The sequence below is a fragment of the Verrucomicrobiia bacterium genome, assembly GCA_035460805.1.
Taxonomy (GTDB): Bacteria; Patescibacteriota; UBA1384; order CAILIB01; family CAILIB01; genus DATHWI01.
In genome coordinates, this window is record DATHWI010000012.1 from 1 (window position 1) to 4,570 (window position 4,570).

At 52.4% G+C, this 4,570-nt stretch carries 1 protein-coding gene, 2 tRNA genes and 2 rRNA genes; all 5 read right to left on the bottom strand.

Annotation, left to right across the window (positions count from 1 at the left end; genetic code table 11):
- Window positions 1-1,955, bottom strand: a 23S ribosomal RNA gene (locus VLA04_00220); the annotation flags it as partial.
- A gap of 115 nt (window positions 1,956-2,070) precedes the next feature.
- A tRNA-Ile gene (locus VLA04_00225) sits at window positions 2,071-2,147 on the bottom strand.
- A 25-nt stretch (window positions 2,148-2,172) separates the two neighbouring features.
- Window positions 2,173-2,245, bottom strand: a tRNA-Ala gene (locus VLA04_00230).
- A 98-nt stretch (window positions 2,246-2,343) separates the two neighbouring features.
- Window positions 2,344-3,879 (bottom strand): 16S ribosomal RNA (locus VLA04_00235).
- A gap of 370 nt (window positions 3,880-4,249) precedes the next feature.
- On the bottom strand, window positions 4,250-4,570 hold a 321-nt coding region (locus VLA04_00240), incomplete at its 5' end, for a DUF1501 domain-containing protein (protein HSI20133.1).

Genomic DNA, 4,570 nt, shown 5'->3' on the forward strand with positions numbered 1-4,570 from the left:
ACTACAAATTCACTGAGCCCCTCGTTGAGACAGCGGTCAACTCGTTACACGATTCGTGCAGGTCGGAACTTACCCGACAAGGAATTTCGCTACCTTAGGACCGTTATAGTTACGGCCGACATTCACGGGGACTTGGGTTCAGAGCTTCGCCTTGCGGCTAACCCCTTGCCTTAATCTTTCCGCATTGGTCACGTGTCACATCGTATACGTAGACTTTCGTCTTAGCACAATGCTGTGTTTTTGATAAACAGTCGGTTGACCCAATTTACTGCGACCCCTTGCGGGGCATCCCTTCTCCCTAAGTTACGGGACTAGATTGCAGAGTTCCTTAACGAGGGTTCACTCTTGCGCCTGAGCGTGTTTCGCTCACCCACCTGAGTCGGTTTGCGGTACGGGTAATGTGGAAACGATCTGTCGCTTTTCTTGGCGAGTGGCGTCCCTAGCGCGGTCAGGCCGAAGCCCTCCCTGCCAAGTCAATAAGGTCTGCTAAGACCACCTCCCGCAACAACAGTACTTAATCACACTAGCACAGGAATATTAACCTGTTATCCATCGCGTAGACATCACGCCTTAGCTTAGGACCCGGCTAACCCTGGGGCGAAAATCGTTGCCCAGGAAACCTTGGGTTTATGGCGGACTGGTATTTAACCAGCCTTATCGTTACTTATGTCTGCATCCTCTCTTCTGGAGGCTCCATCGTCAGTTACCTTCGGACTTCGCTGCCGCCAGAATGCTCCTCTACCAAACAGCAGTAAAACTGCTGCATCCAGAGCTTCGGTACAACGCTTATCGCCAATCATTTTCGGCGCAAAATCTCTCGATGAGCCAGCTATTACGCACTGTTTAAATGATGGCTGCTTCTAAGCCAACATCCTCACTGTCATTGAGATTTTACTTCCTTTCCACTGAGCGTTGTTTGGGCACCTTAGCTGCTGGGCTGGGTTGTTTCCCTTTCGACAATGAAGCTTATCCCCCACTGTCTTACTGCCACGCTTCTCACAAGGGTATTCGGAGTTTGATTGAGGTTGGTAGGAAAAATATCCCCCTAGCTCATTCAGTGCTCTACCCCCCTAGCTCAGCACGTGACGCTGCACCTAAATACATTTCGAGGAGAACCAGCTATTACGGGGTTTGATTAGCCTTTCACTCCTACCCTCAACTCATCCGAGAATTTCTCAAGATTCACCGGTTCGGCCTTTCACGTTGTTTTACCAACGCTTCTGCCTGGTCAAGGGTAGATCACCACCGCTTCGGGTTTGGCTGCTGCTGCTTGGGCGCCGGTTAAGACTCGCTTTCGCTGCGCGTATGCCCCTTAAAGGCTTACACTTGCAACAACAACCAACTCGCAGACTCATTAAGCAAAAGGCACGCCATCACCGGACAAGCCGGCTCTGACACCTTGTTGGCACATGGTTTCAGGGACTATTTCACTCCGCTCACAGCGGTTCTTTTCATCTTTCCCTCGCGGTACTTGTTCACTATCGGTCATCAACGAGTATTTAGCCTTACGCCGTGGTCGGCGCAGATTCATGCGAAGTTTCACGTGTATCGCATTACTCAGGAGTTCCTATCCTATCGTCGGCTTTCGGTTACGGGTCTGTCACCCTCTATGGAGCAGCTTTCCTGAAGCTTCACCTAGCCTATTGTCAGAATATCGGAGTCCTACAACCCCGGGAGCAAAGCCCCCGGTTTGGGCTGTTCCGCGTTCGTTCGCCACTACTTACGGAATCGCTTTCGCTTTCTTTTCCTCTGGGTACTGAGATGTTTCACTTCCCCAGGTGTCGCTTCTCATATGCGGAGCATATGAGATACTGCAGTTTACTACAGTGGGTTATCCCATTCGGAGATCCCCGGGTGAGCTTCACGGCAGCTATCCGGGGCTTATCGCAGCCTTGCGCGTCCTTCATCGCCTGTTGATACCAAGACATCCACTATGTGCCTTAATTATTTTTAATCAGTCATTGAATTTGTTTGCATCTTGCCCGGGCTTTCACCCGAGCGTCACTGATCATTATTCAGTTTGTGTGCAGTTTTCAAAGAACCTTCCGGATTTCTACCAGCGGTAAAGAGTGGTGGGCCTGATAGGACTCGAACCTATGACCCCCGCCTTATCAAGGCGGTGCTCTAACCAACTGAGCTACAGGCCCGCAGGTCGCTCTCGCTTCACTTCACTGGAGGCAAGGGGATTCGAACCCCTGACATCCAGCTTGCAAAGCTGGCGCTCTACCAACTGAGCTATACCCCCGTTTCGTGAGGCTGAATTCACACAGAACTTTTATTTCAGAGGCTAAACAATGCACTGCAGACCGTACACCCAATGGATCTATTTAGTACTTCCTATAGAAAGGAGGTGATCCAGCCGCAGGTTCCCCTACGGCTACCTTGTTACGACTTCATCCCAGTTACCAGCCTTGCCTTAAACCGATGCCTCCTTGCGGTTGGCGCACGATCTTTGGGCGAAGCCAGCTTCCATGATGTGACGGGCGGTGTGTACAAGACCCGGGAACGTATTCACGGTACCGTAGCTGATGTACCATTACTAGCGATTCCAACTTCATGCAGGCGAGTTGCAGCCTGCAATCTGAACTGAGCCCAGCTTTTTCGATTTCCTCCACCTCGCGGTCTCGGTTCATTTTGTGCTGGGCATTGTAGTACGTGTGCAGCCCTGGCCGTAAGGGCCATACGGACTTGACGTCATCCCCACCTTCCTCCCAGTTGATCTGGGCAGTCTAGTCCAAGTGCTCGGAATGAACCGGTGGCAACGGACTACAGGGGTTGCGCTCGTTGCGGGACTTAACCCAACATCTCACGACACGAGCTGACGACAGCCATGCAGCACCTGTGCAAAGCGTGTATTGCTACACTAGCTGGCTTTCACCAACGACACAATGCATGTCAAGGCCAGGTAAGGTTCTTCGCGTTGCATCGAATTAAGCCACATACTCCACCGCTTGTGCGGGTCCCCGTCAATTTCTTTGAGTTTTAATCTTGCGATCGTACTTCCCAGGCGGCACGCTTATCGCGTTAGCTTCGGCACGGAAGGGGTCACCCCCCACACCAAGCGTGCACCGTTTACTGTCAGGACTACCGGGGTATCTAATCCCGTTTGCTCCCCTGACCTTCGTGCCTCAGCGTCAGATATTGTCCAGAGCCCAGCCTTCGCCACTAGTGTTCCTCTCGATCTCTACGCATTTCACTGCTACACCGAGAATTCCAAGCTCCTCTCCAATCCTCTAGCACAGGAGTATCGGGTGCAATTCGGAAGTTGAGCTCCCGGATTTCACACCTGACTTTCTGCGCAGCCTACGCACCCTTTACGCCCAGTAATTCCGAACAACGCTTGAGACCTCTGTATTACCGCGGCTGCTGGCACAGAGTTAGCCGTCTCTTCCTCTTGCGGTACTGTCAATCTCACACGCAGTTAACGCGTGAGCCTTACTCTCGCATGACAGGAGTTTACAATCCGAAGACCTTATCCTCCACGCGGCGTCGCTCCATCAGGGTTGCCCCCATTGTGAAAGATTCTCGACTGCTGCCACCCGTAGGTGTCTGGACCGTGTCTCAGTTCCAGTGTGGCTGGTCATCCTCTCAGACCAGCTACCCGTCGTTGCCTTGGTGAGCCGTTACCTCACCAACTAGCTGATAGGCCGCGGGCCAATCAGGAAGCGACAGGTTACCCCGTCTTTAGTCTTGCGACCACATGGAGCATTAATCCAAGTTTCCCTGGGCTATTCTCCTCTTCCCGGCATGTTACCCACGTGTTACGCACCCGTTCGCCACTGAATATCCTAATATTGCTACCAGAATATTCCGTTCGACTTGCATGTCTTATCCACGCCGCCAGCGTTCGTTCTGAGCCAGAATCAAACTCTCCAAAAATTGGTGCCTCTTGCGAGGCGCTGACTTATTCTTTATCTTTTTCCACTGCATGTCGTATCATGCAGTGCATTGTTTAACCTCTGTTTTTGGCGCACAATCCACTCTCGCAGACTGTCCAACCTTGTTCTGTGTAAAGATCCGTTTCTGCTTCAATCTGAAGAACTTACTTTGCAGTTCGCTCTCCGTTCGGCAGCCCGTCGTTTTCTGTCGGGATGTGGATACTACTCGGCTTCCCCTTTACGTCAACTTCCGATGCACGCTTTTTTAAGAAAAGTTGAGGGAGTCGGCTCGCGCTCGACTCCCTCAAATTGGTTGCTCCATCGTTCCGCGAACACTTCCGTTCGCTTCCGGTTATGCCTCAGTAGGAGGTTTATCCAAAGATTTCCGTGATGGGCTTGCCTTTGTCCGCCACGGTGAAAGGACGCTTGCTCGGCGAATAAAGAACCTGGTCCAGCGGAATCCCCAGCGCGTAGGCCACCGTGGCGTTGAAATCCGGGATGCCGACCTTGTTTTCCACGACCTCAAAGCCCTTTTCATCCTTCTTTCCGAAGGCCTGACCGCCCCGAATGCCGCCTCCAGCCATCAAGCAGGTGAAAGCTTTGGGGTGGTGGTCGCGTCCGTCGTTCTGATTGATCTCCGGTGTGCGGCCGAATTCCGTGGCGAGTACCACCAGAGTCTCCTGCAGCAGGCC